Origin of the sequence: Pseudomonas sp. AL 58 (assembly GCF_036348395.1) — a bacterium.
Classification (GTDB): domain Bacteria; phylum Pseudomonadota; class Gammaproteobacteria; order Pseudomonadales; family Pseudomonadaceae; genus Aquipseudomonas; species Aquipseudomonas defluvii.
Genome location: NZ_JAZBQR010000013.1, coordinates 84593 through 106117, shown reverse-complemented (window position 1 = coordinate 106117; position 21525 = coordinate 84593). Strand labels below are relative to the sequence as shown.

The following is a 21525-nucleotide window of genomic DNA, read 5'->3' as shown; positions in this document are numbered from 1 at the left end:
ATTCCTTACGCGATGAGGGAAAGCCACGGCATGCACAGGCACGCCAGGAGCACGATCAGGCATTGCGCACACACCCATAACGCCTGGAACCGAAGCAAGCGCAATGCGCCCCGGCTACGTTCAAACAGGCTTCTGGAACCCGTTGCCGCGGGCTGCAAGCCCAGCTCGTGCAGTGCGCTATCAAGGGCCTCGGCCTTCAGGTCAAAGGCCTGTGGCGGCTGTGCCAGGCAGGTGAACAGGTCGGCATCCAAGGCAACCCGCAGGGCGAAGTACTTTTGTACCAACCCACAGAACAGCAAGGCTGAGGCCAGCAGCGCAGCAAACAACGAAGGTGTAACCCCAAACAACGGCGCCAACCCGACAAGCAACGCCACCCCCGTCAGCACCGTGGAAAACCGGTCCAGGTCACGCCCCCGGCGCAGCAGGTTGACGACCAGCTTCAAGTGCATCTCAGTAGCCATCGGACACCATCGTTGCAAGAGGCATAAGGGCCTGGCGCTGAGCCTGGGCCAGCACCACCTGCGGTCGTGCCTTGCGCACACAGGCCAGGGCGCTGTCGATGTCGCGGCAACGGCGGGTGTACAACAACCAGGCCGCCACCGCCGTTGCGCTGCGCGAGTAACCCAGCGCACAGCACACCAGTACCGGCCCCTGCTGGCGCAAGGCCTCGATGGCCTGCGCCGCCGCCTCGCAGCGGGCTGCGCTTGGCGCCGTCAGGTCGAGCACCGGGAAGCTGCGATAGGCCTTGCCACGGCTGTCGACCGGCAACTCCGCACACAGGTCTACGATCGCGGCAAACGGCTGGGCCTGCCCGGCGGCTGGAATTCGCCCAAGCCAGACGTTGTCAGCGACCTGAACGGGATGTGGGTGCTGCCGCGTCCATACCCGGGAGTTGACCCAGGCAGCCAGCAGGTAAGGCGCCAGTAACCCTTGCGCAGCGGCTGACAGGCGCCCGTCCGCACGCTTCTGAAAGCCTTCGGCACCGAACAGGGCGTAGTTCAGCGCCACCAACAGCAACGACAGCGCCGGCCACAGTAGCCACAGTGCGCTGCCTTTCAGGGTCAAGGCCAGCGCCACCAGCACCGCGCTGCCCAGACCGTAGCGCACAGCCAACAGCCGGCGTTTCGGGTCGGTCGCCAGTTGCAGCGTACGCAAGGGGCTTTGCCCCTCGCTGGGCCAGAGCCACAGGCAGAACAAGCCCGCGGCCACACCGGTCGGCACATCAATGAAATGGTGTTGCCAGGTAGTCAGGACCGACAGACCAATCAGCACGAACCAACCGTGCAACAGAACGCGCCAGACGCCACGGGCATACCGGGCAAAGCAGGCCCAGAGCACGACCAGTAAGGTGATGTGCAGCGAAGGCGCCTGATTGAAGGGTTTATCGAAGCCCATCAGCAGGTCGAACATCAGCCCGAACGTCCCCTCCAGTGGCGGGCGCTCAAAGGTGAAACGCAGGGGCCAGAGAAGAAAACAGGCAATGCAGATCACCTGCGCGCTGAGCAGCCGCAGACCATGCCGGTCCATTTCGCGGCGACTGGCCGGTAGCAGGAATGACAACCCGTACAGCAGGTCAATCGACCAGTAAGGCACGATTGTCCAGGGCCATAACGGCAGGTGTTGTTCCCAGGCAAAGACCAAGCTGCCAACATCATCACGCTGGCCGGTAAACCGGTTGGCGAAGCCGTAACTGGCGAAAAACAGCGGCCCGAGCAGTAACAGCCAGAGCACACCGCGCTTCCACAGCCCGGCCTCCCTTGCCTCAACAGGCGCCATCACGACACCCGTTGAGCCAGAGACACGGTGAAGATACCCCACTCGTCCACACGCTGAGTCACCTTGCGGAAACCGGCACGCTCAACCAATTGGTCCATTTCAACCTGGCTGCGCCGACGCATCACCCAGGCCTGCCCTTCACGGTGGCTGGTCAAGGCGCGGGCAATGAATTCCAGTTGCGGGTGCCAAGGCTGCCCGGTGTACACCAGGTAACCCCCCTCTTCCACTGCAGCGGCCAGACCGGCCAGCGAATCACTCACCATGGCATTGCTGGCGAACAGCTCATAGAGCCCGGAAACCACGGCCAGGGTCTTGGGTTCCAGCGCGGCCAGGTCCTCGCGGTCGAAGGCATCGCCTTTGACGAAGCGGGCGATATCACCCAGCCCTTTCTGCTCGATCAGGGCCGAACCATCACGTACGTTCAGGTCGCTGTAGTCGCGCAGCAGGATCGACTCAGGCCGTTGCGCGCCCTGCTCCAACGATTCGAGGATATAGCGGCCATGCCCGGCAGCAATGTCGACGATATGCACGGGGCGCTGCTGTTCGCGCAACGATGCCATCGCCTGGCGCAACAGCTCCTCGACGTGCACCTTGCGCTGACGGATACCGCGCCAGCCAATAGCGTTCAGGTAGTTGCGGTCGATCAGGCGGCCCAGCGGCGAGTTGCCGGTGGGCTGGTTACGGTAGACGTAGTCCAGGGTACTGCCCGAATCGAAGCCAGTGTCGAAACCCAGCTTGACCCCGGCACTGAGCGTAGCGCCCAGTTTCAGCCCGGCACGAGTCGCCCGCCAATACAGTTCACGCGGCGAGTTCAGCGGCAGGGGGGCAGCCAGGGCTTCGGACTCGGCGCAGCTCCAGCCGATCTGGTCGGCGTCGAGCAATGACGGCCTGACGATAGGCTCGGCGAAGTTGCGCAAAATGAAACGGCGCATACGCTGGGTAGCCTGTGCGCGCTCACGCTCACCCAGGGTGTCGTGGAAAAAGCCTGGCAGGATGTGTTTTTCCTTGCACACACTGCCCAGCCGGTCGAAGAACTGCTCCTGCGGTTTGCGGTGCACGACAAAGTCGGCACCGGAGATCAGCAGTTGGGTCGGTGTCTGGATCGACTGCGCATCGGCCACCACCCGCTCGGCGGCGTCATACAGCCCCAGCAGCATGTTGACCGAAATCGGCCGGGTAATCAGGGGATCGCTCTCGTAAGAGGCAATGCGTTGCGGGTCATGGCTGAGGAACTTGGCCTTGACGTAGCTGTTGACGAAGAAGTTGCCGCGCCAGGCGCGCATCAGCTTCAGGCCCGTACGGGCAAACGGTACATAGAGCTTGACCTTGAAGGCCGGCGAAGCCAGAACCAGTGCACGTATTGGCGGCGCATAGTCGTGAACCCAGGTCGCGATCAATACCGCACCGACGCTTTGCGCAACCACCGCCATGTGGTCAACCGCAATACCGTACTGGTCACGGATATGCTCGATGAAGGTCTGTACATCGCGCACGCTGGTGGCAAAGCCAGGGCTGTCGCCCCGCGCGCCCGGCGACTCGCCATGACCGCGTGCATCCCAGGCAAAGACATCGAAGCCCGGCAGGTCCAGCTCATCGGCCAGGTGAGCCATCCGGCCACCGTGTTCATGCCCTCGGTGGAACAGCACCAGCGCTCGGCGAGGCGTGGCCTCATCGCGCTGAACCGCCGGCCAGTGGCGGTAAAACAGGCTGACGTTGTCATGGGTACTGAAGGACTGCTGCAGGGCTTCGCGCATCAATTGATTCATTCCGTTGGATTGATGGAGGTGCAAGGATGTGCCAGCCCCTGGCGGACACGGTTGACGATGGTGTACACGAGCAGGGCCAATACCAGGGCCAACAGGCCGTTGATCCAGACGCTGCTCAACAGGCCGCTGGCGACACCTGCGCCCAGCACGCCAAAAACAAACGCACGGTCACTCTTGCCCATCGGCCCGTCGTAACGGCGCTCAGCCCCGACCATCAGGCCCAGTACCCCGGCGTATTCACTGATCACGGCCAACACCACCACCAACACCACCAGCAATGGCGACACCCCAACCAGCAGGGCAAACGGCAGGTACAAGGCACTGTCGGCGATCACATCGCACAGCTCATTGAGGTAAGCCCCCAGCCTGGACTGCTGACCGAACTCACGGGCCAGCATGCCATCCACGGCATTGAGGGCCATGCGCAGGAACATCCACACCGGTATCAGGGCAAACAGCCAGGCCCGGCTGGCAAACAGTGCCACCAGCAACCCAATGAGCAAGGAAACAACTGCCGCCGTCACAGTGACCTGATTGGCCGTCACGCCGCGCTGGTGCAAGCGGGTGACGAACGGACGCAGTACGCGCTGGAAGCGCGGTTTGAGGTGGTAAATCGAAAGCATCAACACTCATCCTTTAACTGATGCAAAACGACCCTGAAACCCTGCCTCGGCCGTACGCTGCCCTCTTGGCAACTGCCCGTAATGCCGCTCAGGGTGTTGTTTCACGCCCGACTAACCTGGCGAGATCGCCAACAAGGGAAACAATTCCCCTATTCGACATTCCTGACACACTAACGGTCACAGAACAGGCAAAGGGCCATCAACCTCAACGTGGCACGGCGATGTACCACTTGGGCTTCATGCGCCCGAAATCCTGGCGTCGGTTGTGCTTGAGGGCTTTTTTTGAGTCCAGCACAAAACAGCCCTCTGCATCGCGCACGAAGACAACCCAATGCCAAAAAGGCCGGCTAGCCACCAGCCGCCACTTGATCGCCAACAGGGCGCGGTCGGGCAACGCCTCCCACCCGTCAAAGGGGTGCTGCTCAGGGGCCGCAACGATACCCAGTTCGCCGAGCAGACGGCGAACATAGTGAGTGTCCGACCACAGCGCGCGGTCCTCGGCAACGATACCCAGCGCATTGGCCACCTGCCGCGCCTGGCCATAATCAATCTGTGCCAGGGCAGCACAGGCGGCAATGCCGCATCCGGTAGGTTCCTGCTGTACAACAGCATCCATGCGATACGTCTCCATTGCGTCAGATCAGTGAGGAAATGCTCTCCAGGCGCCGTTCGGCAGGCTCAGGCCGGCCAAACAGATAACCCTGGAAGTGAGAACAGCCTTGCTCCACGAGGCCCTTGAACTGGGTACGGGTTTCGACACCTTCAGCGGTGGTCTGGATGTCGAGGCTTCTGCCAATACCGGTGATTGCACTGACAATGGCCAGCGCCTCACGGCTGCGCTCCATATCCTGAGTAAAGGTTTTGTCGATCTTGATTCTGTCAAACGGGAACGAGCGCAGATAGCCCAATGACGAATAACCCGTACCAAAATCATCCAGGGCAATACGTACGCCCAAGGCTTTGATCTGCCGCAGGGCTTCAATGTTGCCCAGCGAATTTTCCAACAACACGGATTCGGTGATTTCCAGTTCCAGCCGATGAGGTTCAAGGCCCGAGCTCTTCAGCGCATGTTCAACCAGCGCAACGAACTGGCTGTTTCTGAACTGCATGGGTGACAGGTTTACCGCCACCGTCTGCTGGCCCGGCCAACTGGCGGCTTCACGACATGCCTCCTTCAGCGCCAATGCTCCCACTTCGTGAATCAGGCCGGACTCTTCGGCAATCGGTATGAAATCCAGGGGCCCGACCAGACCGTTGACAGGATGACGCCAACGCATCAACGCTTCGTATCCCACCACCTCGGTGTGGTCCTGATCCGTGATCGGCTGGTAGTACAACTGCAACTGTTCGTTGGCAATCGCATCGCGCAGCTCCAGTTCGATGGTGCGCCGGTTACGCGCCGCCTCATCCATATCCAACCGGAAAAACGCATGGCAGTTACGCCCATTGCGCTTGGCTTCATACAACGCCATGTCGGCATAACGCAGCAGCTTTTCCGGGGTGGTGTGATCACCCGGAGCCAAGGCGATCCCCACACTGATCCCCACCGATACGCGATGCCCATCGATCAGGAACTCCGGCTCTACCGCCTCGATCAGCCGTTGAGCCGCTTCCGCTGCATCAGCAGGTTTTGAAAGGCCCGGAAGAATTACCGCAAACTCATCCCCACCCAGACGGGCCAGGGTGTCGTGGCCGCGCAAGACCTTGCGCAATCGCTCGGCAAGCTGGCGCAGCAGTTCATCGCCGTATTGATGCCCGAGGGCATCATTGACGTTCTTGAAGTTGTCCAGGTCCAGACAAAGGGTTGCTGTCACACATGACATCAGGTTATCGAGGAGCAACGCGTCATGCAGCCGCTGGCGCAGTTGCACGCGGTTGGGCAAGCCCGTCAGGATGTCGTGATGCGCCAGAAAGCGAATCTTTTCATTGGCCGCGTTCTCTTCGGTAATGTCATCGGCAATCAACATCAAGTAGCGCTTGCCTGACTCATGGCCATGAATGCTCAGTGCTCGTGAGCGCAGCGTGCGAGTACCTCGCGGTGTCTCAAGCTGGTCCTCAGAACGGTGTGCAACCTCGGTAAGCAGGGCTATGTCCGCTAGCTGCTCAAAATATTCGCTTATCTGCGGGGCCAGGCATTCCTCACTGCGTTTACCGACCATGTCCGCGTGCGGGCAATCGAACAGTGTTTCAGCCTGTCGGTTGGCCAACAGGATCTGCCGCGTCACGGCATCTTGAACCACAACGCTGGAGGGGATATTGGCAATCACCGTATCCAGGAACATCGACATTGATGCCATCTGTTCACTGTAACGTTCAGCCAGCTCCTTGGCCTCGAGCAGTTGCTGCTCTCGGTTACGCAACTCCGTGATATCACGGGTGACCTTGGCGAAGCCGATGAACGCGCCCTGTTCATCGTAAATGGCGTCGATGACCACGTTCGCCCAGAACGCGCTTCCGTCTTTGCGAAAACGCCAACCCTGAGCCTCGAAGCGGCCCGTACGACGTGCGATCTCAAGCCCTCGCTGAGGCACACCTGCGGCCTGTTCCTCCGGGGAGTAAAAGCACGCGAAATTCCGACCGACTATTTCCTCTTGCCGATACCCCTTGGCGCGTTCGGCACCGGCGTTCCAGTTCGCCACGGTACCCTCTGGGCTTAGCATGTAGATCGCATAATCGACCACACCCTGCACCAGCAACCTGTACATCACATCTGAATTATCTAGGGTCATTGCACTCATTGCCGCCAATCGTCCATTAACACGTCGACCGAGCAAGAACCCAGTGTCCGAAGACGCGAGCAACGAGACCAAGTCGATAGCACTATGCTACCAATCTTGTCCTACAGACAGACAAAAAATCAGCTCAAAGGAGGGGCAAGAAACCTAAAAACAGATGGCTGGTAGAGTGGGCACGCACTGGCACAGCCGGGTGGGTAATGGCCGTGCCAGCCTGGGCCCGCGGTCAATCGTCGCGGGTCAGTACTTCCAGCAATTCGATCTCGAAGACCAGGTTCGAGTGAGGCTTGATCACCGGGCCCATCTTGCGTGCGCCATAGGCCAGGTGAGATGGCACGAACAGCTTGCGCTTGCCGCCAACCTTCATGCCCATCAGGCCCTGGTCCCAGCCCTTGATCACGCGCCCGGTGCCGATGACACACTGGAACGGCTTGCCCCGCTCATAGGAAGAATCGAACGGTGTGCCGTCTTCGAGAAAGCCGCGGTACTGGGTGGTGATCAAGGCCCCCTTGACCACGGCCTTGCCTTCGCCCACCTGGATATCGGTAATTTGCAGTTCGCTGCTCATGCTTGTCCTCGTTGAAACGTACGTACGCTATTGCCGCAGCCTTTTCTCAGGAATGCGCGCGTTTGGCAAGCACCGACAAAAACCAGGGGCGATACAGGTTTGTAATTTGTGGCACCTGTCTCGCGAACTTATCCATTCCCTGAAGTGGCACCACCGGTTGGTTTCGCCTCTATACGGCGACCCACTTTTGAACGGCACAAAAGTGGGCAAAACGCCCTGTCCCGACATCCGGCCCTACGCTGCGCTTCGGGTTCCTTCCTTACGCCATCGCTCCCGTGTGGACGCGCCGACGGGCCATCCATGGCCCATCAGCACTTGCTACTTCGCGCACTGAAAAACAAAGCCCACGCAGGAAATCCACGCTCTGCACGAGTGCCACCATCCCCCATTGTCCCAGCCGATCTCGGCAATCTGTAAGCCGGCAACACCCTCAGTTCAGGCAACGCTTACCGCCCGCTGGGGTTCATGCTGACGCATCGACCAGCACACGCCGCCAATCACCAGCACAATCGCGGCGGCTTCCAGCACGCTCGGGCCGCTGTGCCGCCAGATGAAGGCATACAGCAGGGCAAACAGCGTTTCGAATACGATCAACTGGCCGCTCATAGTCAACGGCATCCGCTTGGACGCGGCGTTCCACAGCAAGGCGGCCAACCACGAGCCAAACAAGGCGCTGCCCAGGCTGTAAAGCCAGAACAGGCTCCAGCGGCCAGCCGGCGCCTCGACGTGCAACTGAGCCGGTTGCCACAGCCAGATCGCAGCGACCAGCAGCAAGCTGAACAGGCCCGTGGCCACACCACAGAACACCGACCACTGGTGGCTGTCGAAATGCCCGGACTGCTTCAGGTAGCGGCTGTTGTGGACGGCGTACCAGGTCCAGCTCAGCAGCGCACCCAAGGCGTACAGCACACCGATAAACTTGTCAGCCATGGCGCCCGGCTCTACGGCGAAGGTTTGCAGGTTGATACAGAGCATGCCGGCGAGGATCAAACCTAATGGGCCGGCCAGCCGCGACAAGGCAATTGCGCCGCTGTCATGGCGACCGTACAGGGTGATGGTCAAGGGCAGTACCCCGACAATCAGCGAAGCTGGCGCCACGCCCAGGCGCTGAATCGCGGCCACCAGGCAAATGAAGTAGATCAGGTTGCCGATCACTGATAGCCGCGTGAGCATCCACAGGTCGCTCAGGGTCAATTTGCGCAAGGCCTGACGCAGGGGAATGGCAAGCACCAGCGAAATCACCCCGAACAGTACGAAGCGTGCGCAGCTGAGCAGCACCGGGCTGAACTCCGGCAACAACTGCGGCACCATCAGTACCATTCCCCACATCGCTCCGGCCACGCCGGCATAGGCCACACCCCGTTTCACCGCACACACCTCTTGATGGATTGATGCGCGCAGGCTAGCCGCTCACACGCCCCTCGACAAAAGATCATTCGGCATGCAGCCATTCCCATATGGAATACCTTTCCCCCGTCAGCCTTCGATCTTATGATCAGGGCATTCCGTAAACGCAGGCCTGGAACATGAGCCGCTTCAACCGACACTTGCCGCCTCTCGACACCCTGATTGCCTTTGAAGCGGTCGCCCGCACTGGCAGCTTTACCCGCGCTGCCAGCGAGCTGTGCCTGACGCAAAGCGCAGTCAGCAAGCAAATCAAGGTGCTGGAGGATCACTTGTCGGCGCCGTTGTTCGAGCGGCGCGCACGCGGTATTGCCTTGACCCAGGCCGGTACCGCCTTCAATGCCATCGTCGAGCCCCTGCTGGAGAGCCTGCTGGCTAATGTGCTGCGGCTCAAGAGCGGCCATGGCAGCCGCAATGTCAGCGTTATCTGCACACACGCTGTGGCGCAGTACTGGCTGTTCCCGCGCCTGTTGCGCTTCAACGAACAACACCCCGAACTGACGGTGAACATTCATGCCAGCAACGAGATCAGCGAGAGCGTGATCGCCGACTACGACTTCGGCATCCTCTACGGTCATGGCCGCTGGCGCTCGCTGCAGGCCAACAAGCTGTTTGACGAATGCATCTATCCGATTGTCAGTGCTCAACGCCCACTGCCAGCGGTGCACTCACTCAGTGAGCTGCAGGCCTTGCCTCTGATTCAACTGGACGCCTCGGCCTGGAACTGCCTGGACTGGCACGACTGGTTCAACCATCAGGGCGTGCGCTACAAAGCACCGGCTGACGCAGTGACGTTCAATCAGGTCAATCTGGTGTTCGATGCAGTGATGCAGGGCATGGGTGTGGGATTGGGCTGGGAGTTCATGGCGCGCGAGCGGATCGACAGTGGGCAGATCCGCACGGTTTCGGACTTTGTCGTGCATACCGGGCAGGCTGACTACCTGGTGCACGACAAACAGGTGATGCCTTCGCCTGCGGCGAAGGTCTTTGCGGACTGGCTGATGGCGAACGGTTGACCCCGCCTAAGGCATCAAGGCTTGATGAGCAGGCCCTGACCGGTCGGCAAACTGGCAATAGAAAGGTCCATTTTCTTTGCCCAGGCATCCATCCCTTCCTTCTGCGGCTGATAACCGAAGTAGGCGTAATCGTCGAGCAGTACAAAGGCACCGGGGACCAGGCGGTCCCAAAGATAATCGATAGCCGCCACTTCAGGTATCGTGCAGTTAAGATCGATGTGCAGAAACGCAATACGGGTGGCCTCGATGTGCTCCAACGTATCAGGAATGCTTCCCGGGACGATGCGCACATTGCGCCACTCGGAGAAATTCTTTTTCACCGAATCGAGGTTGGTGGTGTAAAAGCCCGATTTGATTTCGCTCTGATTGCGTTCGATGACCCCGCCGTTTTTTTCATTATCGGACAGGTAGCGCTCATCCAACCCGGTAAACGTATCCAGCAAGTAGAACTGCCTGCCGGTAGTATCCCAATCCAGGTCCTTCATGATTGCCGAACTCAGAAAGCCATAGTTGACACCGCACTCGACAAAATCGCCTTCGTGCTTGGCTGCCGAGCGAGCGGCCCACAGCCCGATATGGACGCGCCAGTACCACTTGTAATCAGACCCTGTCGCTTCGATGCCACGCTGATAGGCAGCAACGTAGGACGGGTCGATCATGAAGTCATGGTTGTGCTTCGAGGCAAGGCCGTCGTACTGATAATGACCTTCGAGCTTAGGGTGGAGCAGGCTTTTGTCACGGGTGGCAACAGCGCCATGCTTGTAAGGACGACCTTCACTTTTGCCAAATTTAAGGTAGTGCTGAGTCGGGTCCATGCCAGCGGCCCGAACATCGGCATGCAGCTCCAAATATACTTCGGGCGAAAAATCATCCGGCAACATCAGCAGACACTCCAGTCTAAAACTCGTTGAATATCAAGGCATAGAACGTATCGGCCACCATCAAAAAACCTTAAGCGACGGCCCATCAGCCAGCAATATCAGGCGGTGACCGGGGTCAGCACAGGCTTGCCGGAAAAGAACGCCTGCAGGTTCTGCAACACCAGACGCACCGTGTCACCCGCCGCTTCTGGCGACTGCCCGGCCACGTGCGGGGTCAACACCACATTCGGCAGTGCCTTGAGCGCTTCAGGTACCGCAGGCTCTTCATCGAAAACGTCCAGCGCAGCACCGGCGATGCGCTTTTGCTGCAACGCATCGACCAGGTCGGCGGTACAGACCACGCTGGCCCGGGCGATGTTCACCAGGAAGCCCGCTTCACCCAATGCCTCCAGCACCGTGGCGTCGATCAGGTGCCGGGTACTGGCACCACCCGGCGTGGCAACCACCAGAAAATCCGATGCATGCGCCAACGCCAGCACACTGTCACAGTACGTGTAGGGCACGCCGCTACGTGGCTGGCGGCTGTGGTAACTGACCTGCATATCGAAACCAAGAGCGCCACGCTTGGCGATGGCCTGGCCAATCGCCCCCAAGCCGAGAATGCCCAGACGCTTGCCGGCCAGCGACGGGCTGATTACCCGGTTCCACTCGCCACGACGGGTTGAAGCATCGGCACGGGGGATATCGCGAACCACCGCACACAGCAGGGCCATGGCATGGTCAGCCACCGTCGATGCATTGGCGCCCGCCCCATTGGTGACGGTGATGTCGCGTGCTGCCGCTGCCGCAAGGTCAACCTGCTCATAGCCGGCACCAATCACGCAGATGATTTTCAGGTGTGGCAATGCCGCCATTTCATCGGCATGCAGGCCCAGCGGCCCGCGCGTAAGCACCGCATCGATTTCACTGCCATGGCGAGCAATGGCCTCGCGCCGTAGCGCCGGCGTCTGCGCAAGAATCAGGTTGAAACCGTTGTTGCGCAGCAGGGGCAGGTAGTCGTCGACCGTTTCTACCAGCACCAATACCGTCTTTGTCATGCCTTGCTCCAGAACTGTCCGCGAGGGCGCATTGTGCGCCAGCACGGACTAGTTGGAAAAGGCCCGTCCCAGACCACCCGGAACACCGCTGCTATCGGTTTCCTGCCAAGGCCCCTGGAGGCTGGTCGACCAGCTCCAGCCGTTATTCCAGCGGTAGTAGGTGCGCTGCCGGTAGAAGGTGTTGGTCTGGCCTTCGAGCACGTAAACCCCGAGGCGCGGGTCCCAGTGGCTGGCACCGCCGGGTGGCGGTGCGAAGCTGGCCGAGGTGCGCGGCATCGGTTTCTGCGAAGGGGTAACGGTCGGCTTGCTCGGCACTGTGCCCGGGCGCGGCGTCGGCTTGATCACCGGCCCTGGTGGTTGACGCCCTATGGGCGGTTCAGGGTAAGTCGAAGGCTGCTGCACCGTACACGCACTCAGGCCCAGAAACAGGGTAATCAGGGTGAGGCGTACGGTGCTGTTCATGAGGCTACTCGCTTAAGGATCCGGGCTGTCGATGGTCAGGTGCTGCTGCGCCTCGGTACTGCTGGCCAGCGGCGAACTGCGGCCGATCCACTCGCCCTTGGTCGGCTGGCCTGCGCGAGAGACGCGCGCAACCAGTTGGACTTCAGGAAAGTTCGACAGTTTCATGCTCGGCATCATTGCGTCGCTATCCGCCAATTCGACCTCGATGGGCAACTGGGCCACCGTCACCCGCTTCACTGCCAACGGCATGGGCGGGCCTTCGCTCGCACGGGCAAAGATAAACACGCTGTCACCGGGCTGAACCTTGTCCTTCAGCGCTGCCGCCAGTTCGACCCGTACCTTGAGCCGCGCCGGTGCCTTGTCGCTGGCGGCAGGGGTTGTTACGGGCTCAACACCGCTGGCCTTGAGCCTGTCGGCAGCACGTGCCACGCCGCCTTCCAGCGCCGCACGGGAGGCATCACCGGCAGGCAGTTGCGCCAACAGGCGGTTCCAGTAATCAATGGCCTGTTGATAGCGCTGGCCTTCGAACGCGGCAATACCCAGCAGCCCAAGGCTGGTGACTTCCTGCGGATCAGCCTTGAGGGCTTCGTCGGTCAGCCCCTGCAACTGCGGGGTCCACTGCTTGCCGTTGGCAAAGTAGAGTGCCTGCGCCCACTGCCCGAGCAACTCGGGCTGGCGCCCGGCCAGGCCCACGGCACGCTCGAAGGTCTTGGCGGCATCGGCAGAACGCTCTTGCGCCATGTAGGCACGACCAAGGAAGTACAGGCCCTCGGCCGAATCCGGCTGGGCAGCAACGGCGCGCTCCAGGCGTGCGGTCATTTCTTCCAGCGACTGCGGTGCCTGGGCAAATTCCTGGGTCAGGGCCACTTTGTCACTGGCGCCAAAATGCAGGTACAGGCCCAGGGCCATCAATGGCACCAATACCGCAGCCAGCAGTGGCAGTGGCTTGCCAAGGCGAGCCAGCCGTGCAGGCTCGGCATTTTCGGTATCGTCGAGCAGCTCGCGGGCCGCTTCGTCACGCCCACTCGCCAGTTGTTCGGCGCTAAGTACACCGGCAGCCTGTTGCGCCTGCAACTCGGCGACGCGCTCCTGATACAGGGCAACGTTCAGTGCGGTACGGTCTTCTTCCAGTTGCGCACGACGTCCGCGCAGCACCGGGATCAGCAAAAAGCTCAGGGCTACCAGTAACAGCAGGCCTGCAGCAAGCCAGAAATCAGTCATGGGTCTGTTCTTTTTCCAACAGTTTGGCGAGGCGCTCACGCTCCTCGGGAGAAAGGTCGGCGGTGCCGTTGACAACCGGCGTGCGGCGCTTGCGCACGATCACCGCAAGAACCACGACGCCGCCCAGCAGCAGTGCACCGGGGCCGAACCACAGCAACCAGGTACGCGCAGTCAGGGCCGGTTTGTAACGAACGAAATCACCGTAACGGTCAACCATGAAGTCGATGATCTGCTGGTTACTCTTGCCCTCGCCCAGCATCCGGAAAATCTCCCGACGCAGGTCGGCGGCAATGGGGGCGTTGGAGTCTGCGATGTCCTGGTTCTGGCATTTGGGGCAACGCAGTTCCTTGGTCAGGTCGCGATAACGCTCACGTTCAGCATCATCGGCAAACTGATAGGTATCAATTGCCGCCTGGGCCACGCCGGCCAGGCTCAGGCCCAGTACGGCCGCCGCTAGCCAGCGCTTCATTGCCGGCCCTCGTCGACAAGGCCTTGGTACAACGGGGCCAGTTGCTCGCGCCAGACAGTCTCGTCGACGACACCCACGAACTTGTGACGGATGATGCCCTTGGCATCGATCAGGAAGGTTTCCGGCGCGCCGTACACGCCCAGGTCCAGGCCCAGGGTGCCCTGCTCATCGCGGATATTGAGCTGATACGGGTTGTGGAAGTCCTTCAGCCACTTCAGCGCCGCCGCATTGTCGTCTTTGTAATTGACCCCGTAGATCCGCACGCCCTGTTCGGCCAGCTTGTTCAGCACCGGGTGCTCGACCCGGCAGGACACGCACCAGGTACCCCAGACGTTGACCAGTGCCGGCTTGCCCAGCAGGTCGGCCTGGGTCAGGGTGCTCTCGCCCTCCACGGCTGGCAAGGAGAAATGCGGGAACGGCTTGCCGATCATTGCCGAAGGCAGTTCAGCCGGGTCCAGGTACAACCCGCGATAGAGGAAGACCGCCACCAGCAAAAACACCGCCAGCGGCAGCACCATGATCCAACGCTTCATGCAGTTGCTCCAGACATGCCCAGTACTTCACGTACACGGCTTTTCACCTTGACCCGATAACGTCCATCCAATGCGGCCAGCAGGCCACCCAGGCCAGTCAGCAGACCGCCCAGCCAGATCCAGCGCACGAACGGTTTGACATGAACCCGTACAGCCCAGGCGCCGTTGTCCAGCGGTTCGCCGAGAGCAACATAGAGGTCGCGAGTGAAGCCGGCATCGATGCCCGCTTCGGTCATCACCGATTGCTGCACGGTGTAGAGGCGTTTCTCCGGGTGCAGGACGCTGATCTCACGCCCATCCTTGACCACCCGAACCGTGCCCTTGTCGGAGGTGAAGTTCGGCCCCTCGAAATGCTTGGCGCCCTCGAAAATGAAGTGGTAGCCCGCCAGTTCCACTGACTCGCCCGGCGCCAGGCGCAGGTCGCGCTCGGCACTGTTGTTGCTCGACAGCACCACACCCAGCGCGCAAACCGCCAGGCCGAAGTGAGCGACGTGCATCCCCCAGTAGCTGCGGGTGAGGCTTCGCATGCCCTTGAACACACCCTTGTGGCGCGTCTTGTCGAGAAGGTCACGCACGCCGGCAAGCACGATCCAGGCCGCCAGGGCAAAGGTGGTCAGTACTGGCCAATCGAAGTCATCCACGATCAGCCCGCCGATCGGCGCAAGAATGGCGCTGCCGATCAGTACCGGGGTGAGCATGCCCAGCAGCCATTTGCCGGGGGTGTCTTTCCAGCGCACAAGAACGCCTATGGCCAACACCACCATCAACAGGGCCATCAGGGGCAGGAACAGTGCATCGAAGTACGGTGGGCCGACGGACAGCTTCGCCCCGGTCAACGCGTCGAGCACCAGCGGATACAGCGTGCCGAGCAGGATCATCGAGGCCGCGACCACCAGTATCAGGTTGTTGGCCAGCAGCAGGGTTTCACGCGACCACAGGGCAAAGCCAACCTGGCTCTTGACGACTGGCGCACGCAGCGCGAACAGGGTCAGCGAGCCGCCGACCACGCACAGCAGGAACATCAGGATGAACACACCGCGCTCCGGGTCGGAAGCGAAGGCATGCACCGAGGTCAACACGCCCGAGCGAACCAGGAAGGTACCCAGCAAGCTCAACGAGAATGCGGCAATGGCCAGCAGTACCGTCCAGCTCTTGAACACGCCGCGTTTTTCAGTCACGGCCAGGGAGTGGATCAGGGCAGTGCCGACCAGCCACGGCATGAACGAGGCGTTCTCTACCGGGTCCCAGAACCACCAGCCGCCCCAACCCAACTCGTAGTAGGCCCACCAGGAGCCCAGGGTGATACCAATGCCGAGAAAGGCCCAGGCGATGATGGTCCAGGGCCGCGACCAGCGCGCCCAGGCCGCATCAAGACGACCGCCGAGCAACGCAGCGATGGCGAAGGCAAACGCGACCGAGAAACCGACATAGCCCATGTAGAGCATGGGTGGGTGAACGATCAGGCCCACATCCTGCAACAGCGGGTTGAGGTCACGACCATCGGTCGGTACCTGCGGCAACAGCCGCTGGAACGGGTTGGAGGTGACGATCAGGAACGACATGAAGCCCACGCTGATCATGCCCATGATCGCCAGCACGCGGGCGAGCATCACCTGTGGCAACTGCCGGGAGAAGATCGACACGGCAAAGGTCCAGCCGCCGAGAATCAGTGCCCATAGTAGCAACGACCCTTCGTGAGCGCCCCACACCGCGCTGAACTTGAAGTACCAAGGCAGGGCGCTGTTGGAGTTGCTGGCGACATAGGCAACCGAGAAGTTATCGGTCATGAAGGCGTGGGTCAGGCAGGCAAAGGCGAAGGCCAGGAATGCGAACTGGCCCCAGGCCGCAGGCCGTGCCAGGCTCATCCACAGGCTGTCACCGCGCCAGGCACCCAGCAATGGCACACTGGCCTGGACGCAGGCAAAGCACAGCGCCAGGATCATGGCCAATTGGCCCAGTTCGGGGATTACCAACGCGGCGTTCATGGTTTGCCTCCGGCCTGGCCAGCGTCAGTCGCAGCCTGACCGCTTTCCTTCAGGGCTTTGGTCACTTCTGGCGGCATGTACTTTTCATCGTGCTTGGCCAGCACTTCGTCCGCCACTACCACACCTTCGGCATTCAGTTTGCCGAGTGCGACAATGCCCTGCCCTTCGCGAAACAGATCCGGAAGAATGCCGCGGTAGGTAATGGGCACGGACTTGTTGAAGTCGGTGACCACGAAACGCACGTCCAGCGAATCACCGGAACGTTGCAGGGAACCTTTTTCAACCATGCCACCCGCACGGATACGGGTATCCAGGGGCGCCTCGCCATTGGCGATCTGGGTTGGGGTGTAGAACAGGTTGATGTTCTGCTGCAAGGCACTCAATGCCAGTGCCACGGCAACGCCGAGGCCGGCGAGCAGGCCGAGAATGATGAACAGGCGCTTCTTGCGTTGCGGATTCACTGATTGCTCTCCCGGCGCAGACGGCGCGCCTCTTCTTGCAGGTAACGGCGACGGGCCAGGATTGGCACCGCGACGTTGATCGCCAGCACTAACAGGCTAATGCCGTAGGCCGACCAGACATACAGGCCGTGGTGGCCCATGGCGAGAAAATCGCTGAAGGAGGTGAAACTCATCGTGCCAGCTCCCGACCCAGGGTATTCATGACTTCACTTTTCACCCAACTGCTGCGGGCTTCGCGCTTGAGTACTTCAAGGCGCATGCGCATCAGCAGTACCGCGCCGAAGAAGCAGTAGAAACCCAGTGCCGTGAGCAGCAACGGCAACCACATTTCCGCCGGCATCGCCGGTTTTTCGGTCAAGGTAAAGGTTGCGCCCTGGTGCAGGGTGTTCCACCACTCCACCGAATACTTGATGATCGGGATATTGATCACCCCGACAATCGCCAGCACTGCACAGGCCTTGGCCGCGCTCTCACGATTGCTGATCGCCTGCCCCAGGGCAATCAGACCGAAGTACAGAAACAGGAGGATCAGCATCGACGTCAGTCGGGCATCCCAGACCCACCAACTGCCCCAGGTCGGCTTACCCCAGATGGCGCCGGTAACCAGCGCCACGGCGGTCATCCAGGCGCCAATGGGCGCAGCGCACTGCAATGCAATGTCGGCGATCTTCATTTTCCAGACCAGGCCGACCACGCCGGCCACTGCCAGCATCACATAGCAGGACTGTGCCAGCATGGCGGCGGGCACATGGATGTAGATGATGCGAAAACTGTTGCCCTGTTGGTAATCCTGAGGGGCAAAGGCCAGGCCCCAGACCACACCGACCGTCAACAGCAGCACGGCGGCGATCGTCAGCCACGGCAGCATCCGCCCACTGATGGAATAGAACCACTTGGGCGAACCCAGTTTATGAAACCACGTCCAGCTGATTGCGCTGCTTTTCATCACGGTACATCCAGGGTCTTTGCTGGGCAGCGAGCCCAGACCTCATTATTCGCCGACGCTGATCTTCAGGCCAGCCGCTATTGCAAAGGGTGCCAACGTTACTGCCAGGGCGGTCAGGCTACCAAGCCAGAGCAGATAACCGGTCGCCGGCATCGCTTGCAGCGACGCCTGCAACGCGCCACTGCCCAAAATCAACACCGGGATATACAACGGCAGAATCAGCAGCGCCAGTAGCAGGCCACCACGTTTCAAGCCGACTGTCAGGGCTGCACCCACAGCGCCCAACAGGCTCAACACCGGGGTGCCGAGCAAAAGTGATGCCAGCAGCACGGGCAGGCTGGCACTTGGCAAGCCGAGCATCAAGGCCAGCAGCGGTGCCAACAATACCAGTGCCAGGCCGGAAAAGGCCCAGTGTGCCAGCACCTTGGCCAAAACCAGAAGAGGCAGGGGGTGCGACGAAAGGACCCACTGTTCCAGTGATCCATCCTCGAAATCACTGCGAAAAAGCCCGTCCAGCGAGAGCAGGACGGACAAAAGTGCAGCCACCCACACCAACCCAGGTGACAAGGTTTGCAACAATTGTGTCTCAGGACCGACCGCCAAAGGAAACAGTGCAATGACGATGGCGAAGAACACCAAGGGGTTGGCCAGCTCGGCCGGACGACGGCACAGCAGCCGCGCTTCGCGGCTCAGCAACAGGACAAATACACTCATGCGGCCCACTGCCCCAGGTTCAGTTCACGGTAACCGGAGGGTTTGCGCTCCAGCGTGTGGTGCGTGGTGAGGATCACCATGCCACCCGTTTCACAGTGGTGTGCCAGATGCGCTTCGAGCTGGGCCACCCCCTGCTTGTCGAGTGCGGTGAACGGTTCGTCGAGAATCCACAACGGCGGGCTGTCCAGGTACAACCGGGCCAGGGCTACGCGACGCTGCTGACCGGCCGACAGGGTATGACAAGGCACGTCCTCGAAGCCACGCAGGCCAACCGCCGCCAGTGCCTGCCAGATCGCCTCGCGCCCGGCCGGGCGGTGCAAGGCACACAACCAGGCAAGGTTCTCCTCTGGCGTCAGCAGGTCCTTGATCCCCGCCGCATGGCCGATCCACAGCAGCAGCCGGGCCAGTTCGCCGCGTTGCTCAGCCAAGGGCTTGCCTTGAACCAGGATCTGGCCACTGGTCGGGCGCATCAAACCGGCCAGCAACCGCAACAGGCTGGTTTTACCGCTGCCGTTGGGGCCGCTGATCTGGAGCATGTCGCCGGCGGCCAACTGCAGATCGAGATGCTCGAAGAGCATTCGCCAGTCGCGCTCGCAGGCCAGATCCACCGCTTCGAGTTGAGGGGTCACAGGTTTGCCTTATTGGTTCGGATGACTGTCTCAAGTCGGTCCCGGCGCGGCCGTTATACTGGAACGGTGACGCGGCCGACTGGTCTGTTCAAAAGAGCACCAGACCGCGAGCTCAAGGCTCCCCGAAAGTTCGGGCCGCATTATACATGCCATGTCCTACTGCAAAGAGGGCTATTTCGACAGGTTGTAACTTGATGACAGGCGAAATCAACAGCGTCGGCACGCAGGCACTGGCCAATCCACAGGCGCGCGGTGCCGCCATGACCGGCGAACTGCTCAGGCTTTTGCAGCCTCAGCAGGGCCTGCTGGCCCCCGGCGAAACGGCAGACGCCGAAGTTCTCTCGCTGAAGCAGAATGGTCAAGACTTCCAACTATTGATCAAGTTGACCCAGGACAGCGGGCGACAAACCAATGTACAAGCCAACAGCAGCCAGCCGCTGGCCCAAGGCACCCAGCTTACCGTCAGCCAGCCCAGCGCCTCCGCCCTGGCTATTGGCGTGCAACAGGCCAAGGCCAGTACTGTCACCACGTTGACCCAGATCGACACCCGCCAGTTGCCGGTCGGCACCCTGCTGCAAGGCAAGGTACTGACCAGCCAGGCCCTGCCCCAGGCCAACGGCCAGGCCAGCGTGTTCCGCTCACTGGTTAGCCTGCTCAATACTGTCCAGGCAGGCGCCACGCTGGCCGTGGACAGCCCGCGCCCGCTGCCTCTGGGCAGCTTGCTCAGCGCCGTCGTACGCAGTGAACAACAGCTATCGTTCATGCCGCTGAGTGGTCGCCAGGACCAGTTGGCAATCGCCCAACACCTGAGCAGCCAGCAAACCCGCCAGGCATCATTACCAGGTCTGCTGGCGGCCTTGCAGCGGATCGCCAGCGATGATCAACAACCTGCCCCATTGCGTACCCGTATCGACACGCTGCTTGCCAGCCTGCCGGATGTACGCCAGCTCAGCGATGCGAAGGGCCTGGCCCACGCCATGAACAACAGCGGCCTATTTCTGGAAGCCAAGTTGCTCAACGGCCTGCCAAGCGGCCTTGCACCGGACCTCAAGGCCCAGGTAGTACGCCTGATCGCACAGATATTGCCGGGGCTGCCCACCAGCACCCCATTCAACCCCGCCACCGCAGCGACCACCCTGTCCCAGGCCATGCCGGGCATGCTGCGCAACGCATTGGGTATGCTCGGCCAGGTGGGTGCACGGATCACCCCTTCCAGCTTCCCCCTGCCCTCGCGACTGCTGCAAAGCCTGGAGGGCGAAGGCGACCTTGAGCACGTGCTGCGCCTCGCGGCGGCGGCCGTCTCTCGGCTGCAAAGCCATCAACTGGCTAGCCTGGAGCAAACCGGCAGTACCGCCGACGGCACCCTGCAGACCACCTGGCAACTGGAAATTCCGCTGCGCACTGGCCAGGACTTCATGCCCTTGCAGGTCAAGCTGCAGCGCGAAGAAACGCCTGAGCAACAGGCCGACCCGGAACGTGAAAAGCGCGACCCTCTGGAAATGCTCTGGAAGATTGAGCTGTCGTTCGACCTCAGCCCGCTGGGACCGTTGCAAGTGCAGGCGCAGCTTGCCCAGGGCTGCCTGTCGAGCCAGCTGTGGGCCGAGCTGCCCAGCACAGTGCGCCTGATCGAAAGCCAGCTGAGCGAGCTGCGCACTCGTTTACTAGCACGGGGGCTGAGCGTCGGCGAGCTGAACTGTCATCACGGCACGCCGCCGCAAGGGCCGCGTACACGCCTGGAACAACGTTGGGTAGATGAAAACGCATGACTGAGCAAACACCCCGCCAGGCCATTGCCCTGAGCTACGACGGCCAACAAGCGCCCACCCTCACGGCCAAAGGCGATGACGCACTGGCCGAGGCGATCCTGGCCCTGGCGCGCGAGCACGAAGTGCCCATCTATGAAAACGCCGACCTGGTGAAACTGCTGGCACGGATGGAACTGGGCGACCGTATACCCGAAGCGCTGTACTTGACCATCGCCGAAATCATCGCCTTCGCCTGGCAACTCAAAGGCAAGGTGCCGGTGGATTTTGTAGATGAGGGACCGCAGGAACGGGATGTAACGCCACAGGCACTGGGCCTGAAGGCACCGCTGTAACGGGGAACGGGGTATCAGGCCCGACATCGCGAATGGATATGCTTGCTTTCATCAGGGGGGATGCGTGTTTGTGGCGGGTGGCACTCACCTCGTGAACATATCCATTCCCTACAGTGGCACTACCGGCTGGTTTCGCCTTTTACGGCGATCCACTTTTTTGCCGGCAATGCTTTTTCGTACGCTGAACCTGCAGGCGCCGCC

Annotated in this window: 23 protein-coding genes; 3 read left to right on the top strand and 20 right to left on the bottom strand. The window is 61.1% G+C overall.

Going from position 1 to position 21525, the window contains the following annotated elements:
• Nucleotides 1-5 precede the first annotated feature (5 nt).
• The 8 genes from UIA24_RS15745 to UIA24_RS15710 all read right to left on the bottom strand — a co-directional run bounded on the left by UIA24_RS15745 (nucleotide 6) and on the right by UIA24_RS15710 (nucleotide 8836).
• Nucleotides 6-461 carry a hypothetical protein gene (locus UIA24_RS15745; RefSeq protein WP_330523249.1) on the bottom strand — a complete coding sequence of 152 codons (456 nt, stop codon included), beginning with the start codon at nucleotides 459-461 and terminating at the stop codon, nucleotides 6-8.
• Nucleotides 451-1776: a phosphatase PAP2/dual specificity phosphatase family protein gene (locus tag UIA24_RS15740; RefSeq protein ID WP_330523248.1), complete on the bottom strand. Its 1326-nt coding sequence runs from the start codon at nucleotides 1774-1776 to the stop codon at nucleotides 451-453. Before UIA24_RS15740 ends, UIA24_RS15745 begins: the two co-directional genes overlap by 11 nt.
• Complete coding sequence (locus tag UIA24_RS15735) at nucleotides 1776-3530, bottom strand: bifunctional alpha/beta hydrolase/class I SAM-dependent methyltransferase (protein ID WP_330523247.1); 1755 nt, start codon at nucleotides 3528-3530, stop codon at nucleotides 1776-1778. The genes UIA24_RS15740 and UIA24_RS15735 overlap by 1 nt, the downstream gene beginning before the upstream one ends.
• Nucleotides 3531-3538: 8 nt before the next feature.
• Nucleotides 3539-4165 carry a CDP-alcohol phosphatidyltransferase family protein gene (locus UIA24_RS15730; RefSeq protein ID WP_099773944.1) on the bottom strand — a complete coding sequence of 209 codons (627 nt, stop codon included), beginning with the start codon at nucleotides 4163-4165 and terminating at the stop codon, nucleotides 3539-3541.
• A 205-nt stretch (nucleotides 4166-4370) separates the two neighbouring features.
• The gene (locus UIA24_RS15725; RefSeq protein ID WP_330523246.1) at nucleotides 4371-4781 is read right to left on the bottom strand and encodes a hypothetical protein; all 411 of its coding nucleotides are present in this window, start codon (nucleotides 4779-4781) and stop codon (nucleotides 4371-4373) included.
• Nucleotides 4782-4800: 19 nt separating this feature from the next.
• Nucleotides 4801-6894, bottom strand: coding sequence for a putative bifunctional diguanylate cyclase/phosphodiesterase (locus tag UIA24_RS15720; RefSeq protein ID WP_102052422.1), 2094 nt, complete (start codon nucleotides 6892-6894; stop codon nucleotides 4801-4803).
• Nucleotides 6895-7126: 232 nt separating this feature from the next.
• Nucleotides 7127-7468 carry an FKBP-type peptidyl-prolyl cis-trans isomerase gene (locus UIA24_RS15715; protein WP_065759838.1) on the bottom strand — a complete coding sequence of 114 codons (342 nt, stop codon included), beginning with the start codon at nucleotides 7466-7468 and terminating at the stop codon, nucleotides 7127-7129.
• Between the two features lie 435 nt (nucleotides 7469-7903).
• Nucleotides 7904-8836: a DMT family transporter gene (locus UIA24_RS15710; protein ID WP_065759839.1), complete on the bottom strand. Its 933-nt coding sequence runs from the start codon at nucleotides 8834-8836 to the stop codon at nucleotides 7904-7906.
• Between the two features lie 158 nt (nucleotides 8837-8994).
• Here UIA24_RS15710 and UIA24_RS15705 point away from each other — a divergent pair, with 158 nt between their 5' ends.
• Nucleotides 8995-9888, top strand: coding sequence for a LysR substrate-binding domain-containing protein (locus UIA24_RS15705; protein ID WP_330523245.1), 894 nt, complete (start codon nucleotides 8995-8997; stop codon nucleotides 9886-9888).
• Nucleotides 9889-9902: 14 nt separating this feature from the next.
• Here the strand turns inward: UIA24_RS15705 and UIA24_RS15700 are convergent, their stop codons facing one another.
• The 12 genes from UIA24_RS15700 to ccmA all read right to left on the bottom strand — a co-directional run bounded on the left by UIA24_RS15700 (nucleotide 9903) and on the right by ccmA (nucleotide 19226).
• On the bottom strand, nucleotides 9903-10769 hold the full coding sequence (locus tag UIA24_RS15700; RefSeq protein ID WP_330523244.1) for a TylF/MycF/NovP-related O-methyltransferase: 867 nt from the start codon (nucleotides 10767-10769) through the stop codon (nucleotides 9903-9905).
• Nucleotides 10770-10867: 98 nt separating this feature from the next.
• Nucleotides 10868-11806 (bottom strand): 2-hydroxyacid dehydrogenase, encoded by a 939-nt coding sequence (locus UIA24_RS15695; protein WP_330523243.1) that lies wholly within the window; start codon nucleotides 11804-11806, stop codon nucleotides 10868-10870.
• A gap of 48 nt (nucleotides 11807-11854) precedes the next feature.
• Nucleotides 11855-12268 (bottom strand): hypothetical protein, encoded by a 414-nt coding sequence (locus UIA24_RS15690; protein ID WP_065759842.1) that lies wholly within the window; start codon nucleotides 12266-12268, stop codon nucleotides 11855-11857.
• Nucleotides 12269-12280: 12 nt separating this feature from the next.
• Nucleotides 12281-13489, bottom strand: a complete 1209-nt coding sequence (gene ccmI, locus UIA24_RS15685) for a c-type cytochrome biogenesis protein CcmI (protein WP_330523242.1) — start codon at nucleotides 13487-13489, stop codon at nucleotides 12281-12283.
• Nucleotides 13482-13958: a cytochrome c-type biogenesis protein gene (locus UIA24_RS15680; protein WP_330523241.1), complete on the bottom strand. Its 477-nt coding sequence runs from the start codon at nucleotides 13956-13958 to the stop codon at nucleotides 13482-13484. Before UIA24_RS15680 ends, ccmI begins: the two co-directional genes overlap by 8 nt.
• The gene (locus UIA24_RS15675; RefSeq protein ID WP_065759845.1) at nucleotides 13955-14491 is read right to left on the bottom strand and encodes a DsbE family thiol:disulfide interchange protein; all 537 of its coding nucleotides are present in this window, start codon (nucleotides 14489-14491) and stop codon (nucleotides 13955-13957) included. Before UIA24_RS15675 ends, UIA24_RS15680 begins: the two co-directional genes overlap by 4 nt.
• Nucleotides 14488-16476, bottom strand: coding sequence for a heme lyase CcmF/NrfE family subunit (locus tag UIA24_RS15670; protein ID WP_330523240.1), 1989 nt, complete (start codon nucleotides 16474-16476; stop codon nucleotides 14488-14490). Before UIA24_RS15670 ends, UIA24_RS15675 begins: the two co-directional genes overlap by 4 nt.
• Nucleotides 16473-16937, bottom strand: coding sequence for a cytochrome c maturation protein CcmE (ccmE, locus tag UIA24_RS15665; protein ID WP_065759847.1), 465 nt, complete (start codon nucleotides 16935-16937; stop codon nucleotides 16473-16475). Before ccmE ends, UIA24_RS15670 begins: the two co-directional genes overlap by 4 nt.
• Complete coding sequence (gene ccmD, locus UIA24_RS15660) at nucleotides 16934-17110, bottom strand: heme exporter protein CcmD (protein WP_065759848.1); 177 nt, start codon at nucleotides 17108-17110, stop codon at nucleotides 16934-16936. The genes ccmE and ccmD overlap by 4 nt, the downstream gene beginning before the upstream one ends.
• A complete protein-coding gene (locus UIA24_RS15655; RefSeq protein ID WP_330523239.1) occupies nucleotides 17107-17883 on the bottom strand; it encodes a heme ABC transporter permease in 777 nt (258 codons plus the stop codon). The genes ccmD and UIA24_RS15655 overlap by 4 nt, the downstream gene beginning before the upstream one ends.
• A 45-nt stretch (nucleotides 17884-17928) precedes the next feature.
• A complete protein-coding gene (gene ccmB, locus UIA24_RS15650) occupies nucleotides 17929-18597 on the bottom strand; it encodes a heme exporter protein CcmB (RefSeq protein WP_065759853.1) in 669 nt (222 codons plus the stop codon).
• The gene (ccmA, locus tag UIA24_RS15645) at nucleotides 18594-19226 is read right to left on the bottom strand and encodes a cytochrome c biogenesis heme-transporting ATPase CcmA (RefSeq protein WP_330523238.1); all 633 of its coding nucleotides are present in this window, start codon (nucleotides 19224-19226) and stop codon (nucleotides 18594-18596) included. The genes ccmB and ccmA overlap by 4 nt, the downstream gene beginning before the upstream one ends.
• A 194-nt stretch (nucleotides 19227-19420) precedes the next feature.
• Here ccmA and fliK point away from each other — a divergent pair, with 194 nt between their 5' ends.
• Nucleotides 19421-20992 carry a flagellar hook-length control protein FliK gene (gene fliK, locus UIA24_RS15640; RefSeq protein ID WP_330523237.1) on the top strand — a complete coding sequence of 524 codons (1572 nt, stop codon included), beginning with the start codon at nucleotides 19421-19423 and terminating at the stop codon, nucleotides 20990-20992.
• Nucleotides 20989-21324 (top strand): EscU/YscU/HrcU family type III secretion system export apparatus switch protein, encoded by a 336-nt coding sequence (locus UIA24_RS15635; protein ID WP_099773935.1) that lies wholly within the window; start codon nucleotides 20989-20991, stop codon nucleotides 21322-21324. Before fliK ends, UIA24_RS15635 begins: the two co-directional genes overlap by 4 nt.
• The last annotated feature ends 201 nt before the right edge of the window (nucleotides 21325-21525 follow it).

Coding starts and splice junctions, on each gene's coding strand:
- UIA24_RS15675 (WP_065759845.1), bottom strand. CDS start 14,491: ATGAAGCGTTGGATCATGGTGCTGCCGCTGGCGGTGTTTTTGCTGGTG.
- fliK (WP_330523237.1), top strand. CDS start 19,421: ATGACAGGCGAAATCAACAGCGTCGGCACGCAGGCACTGGCCAATCCA.
- ccmD (WP_065759848.1), bottom strand. CDS start 17,110: ATGAGTTTCACCTCCTTCAGCGATTTTCTCGCCATGGGCCACCACGGC.
- UIA24_RS15680 (WP_330523241.1), bottom strand. CDS start 13,958: ATGAAGCGCTGGCTAGCGGCGGCCGTACTGGGCCTGAGCCTGGCCGGC.
- UIA24_RS15695 (WP_330523243.1), bottom strand. CDS start 11,806: ATGACAAAGACGGTATTGGTGCTGGTAGAAACGGTCGACGACTACCTG.
- UIA24_RS15715 (WP_065759838.1), bottom strand. CDS start 7,468: ATGAGCAGCGAACTGCAAATTACCGATATCCAGGTGGGCGAAGGCAAG.
- UIA24_RS15705 (WP_330523245.1), top strand. CDS start 8,995: ATGAGCCGCTTCAACCGACACTTGCCGCCTCTCGACACCCTGATTGCC.
- UIA24_RS15635 (WP_099773935.1), top strand. CDS start 20,989: ATGACTGAGCAAACACCCCGCCAGGCCATTGCCCTGAGCTACGACGGC.
- ccmB (WP_065759853.1), bottom strand. CDS start 18,597: ATGAGTGTATTTGTCCTGTTGCTGAGCCGCGAAGCGCGGCTGCTGTGC.
- UIA24_RS15670 (WP_330523240.1), bottom strand. CDS start 16,476: ATGAACGCCGCGTTGGTAATCCCCGAACTGGGCCAATTGGCCATGATC.
- UIA24_RS15730 (WP_099773944.1), bottom strand. CDS start 4,165: ATGCTTTCGATTTACCACCTCAAACCGCGCTTCCAGCGCGTACTGCGT.
- UIA24_RS15700 (WP_330523244.1), bottom strand. CDS start 10,769: ATGTTGCCGGATGATTTTTCGCCCGAAGTATATTTGGAGCTGCATGCC.
- ccmI (WP_330523242.1), bottom strand. CDS start 13,489: ATGACTGATTTCTGGCTTGCTGCAGGCCTGCTGTTACTGGTAGCCCTG.
- UIA24_RS15740 (WP_330523248.1), bottom strand. CDS start 1,776: ATGGCGCCTGTTGAGGCAAGGGAGGCCGGGCTGTGGAAGCGCGGTGTG.
- UIA24_RS15720 (WP_102052422.1), bottom strand. CDS start 6,894: ATGACCCTAGATAATTCAGATGTGATGTACAGGTTGCTGGTGCAGGGT.
- UIA24_RS15655 (WP_330523239.1), bottom strand. CDS start 17,883: ATGAAAAGCAGCGCAATCAGCTGGACGTGGTTTCATAAACTGGGTTCG.
- UIA24_RS15745 (WP_330523249.1), bottom strand. CDS start 461: ATGGCTACTGAGATGCACTTGAAGCTGGTCGTCAACCTGCTGCGCCGG.
- UIA24_RS15690 (WP_065759842.1), bottom strand. CDS start 12,268: ATGAACAGCACCGTACGCCTCACCCTGATTACCCTGTTTCTGGGCCTG.
- UIA24_RS15725 (WP_330523246.1), bottom strand. CDS start 4,781: ATGGATGCTGTTGTACAGCAGGAACCTACCGGATGCGGCATTGCCGCC.
- UIA24_RS15735 (WP_330523247.1), bottom strand. CDS start 3,530: ATGCGCGAAGCCCTGCAGCAGTCCTTCAGTACCCATGACAACGTCAGC.